This window comes from Erwinia sp. V71, from assembly GCF_965644245.1.
Lineage (GTDB): Bacteria > Pseudomonadota > Gammaproteobacteria > Enterobacterales > Enterobacteriaceae > Erwinia.
Map to the genome: position 1 here is coordinate 1 of NZ_CBFFRK010000244.1, position 1,107 is coordinate 1,107.

1 protein-coding gene is annotated in these 1,107 nt (G+C 52.8%); it reads right to left on the bottom strand.

The features are described 5' to 3' along the window. On the bottom strand, positions 1 to 1,023 hold a 1,023-nt coding region (locus ACSZO1_RS22430), incomplete at its 3' end, for an MFS transporter (RefSeq protein WP_437616592.1). Positions 1,024 to 1,107 lie beyond the last annotated feature (84 nt).

Genomic DNA, 1,107 nt, shown 5'->3' on the forward strand with positions numbered 1-1,107 from the left:
TCCGGCAGCCTTCAGTGGTCTTTGCAGAGTTAAGACAGGCGGCTTAGCGTTGCACTTCGAACTTGAATCCGCCGCTTTCAGAATGCGGTCCGATACCACGCCGCCGAGTAAACCGCCAAGGAAACCGCAAATCGCCGGGATCGCCGCAATAAAGCCGACGGTTTTAATATCCAGCCCTTTCTCCATCGCCAGATAAAGCGGGAACCAGGTAATAAAGAAGAAGGTGATTACGGTAATGCAGTACTGGCCCAGATAAATACCGATCAGCATACGGTTAGAAAAGAGCTGTTTAAAATCAGCGAAATTAAACCCGCTGCTTTTCTTCGCGCTGTTCTGATCCATATCCACCAGCGCCCCGCCCTGTCGAATATAATCAATTTCCGCCGCATTGGCGTGCGGGTGTGATAACGGATTATGAATGACTTTAGCGGCAGCAAAGGTGATCAGCAGTCCCAGGCCACCCATAAAGATAAAGATCGATTCCCAGCCCAGTGAAAGGGTCAGCCAGCCCATAATTGGCGCAAAGATCACCGTGGCAAAGTATTGTGCCGAGTTAAATATTGCCGCAGCAGTCGCACGTTCTTTTGACGGAAACCAGGCGGCAATAAACCGGCTGTTGCCGGGCATCGCGGGCGCTTCAGATAAGCCGACAAGGAACAGCAATACCACCAGCGAGATCAGCGCGCCATAGCCGTCAAAGATCTCCACAAAGCCCTGCAGCAGGGTAAAAATGGACCACAGGCACAGGCTGAACAGATACACCTTTTTCGAACCAAAACGGTCCAGCAACCAGCCGCCGGGGATTTGCGCCAGGCAGTAAGCCCAGGCAAACGCCGAGAAAATCCAGCCCATCTGGCTGGGGTCAATGCCTAACGCCGCCGACATGTCCTTCCCGGCAATCGCCAGTGTGGTGCGGTCACCGACGTTGACCGCCGTGATAATGAACAGCATCACCACGATATGCCATCTGACATTCGTTTTTTTGGCGTAAGCCACTCCCTCAAGATTATTTACCTGACTCATACCGAACCGGCGGATTCAAGTTCGAAGTGCAACGCTAAGCCGCCTGTCTTAACTCTGCAAAGACCACTGAAGGCTGCCGGAACC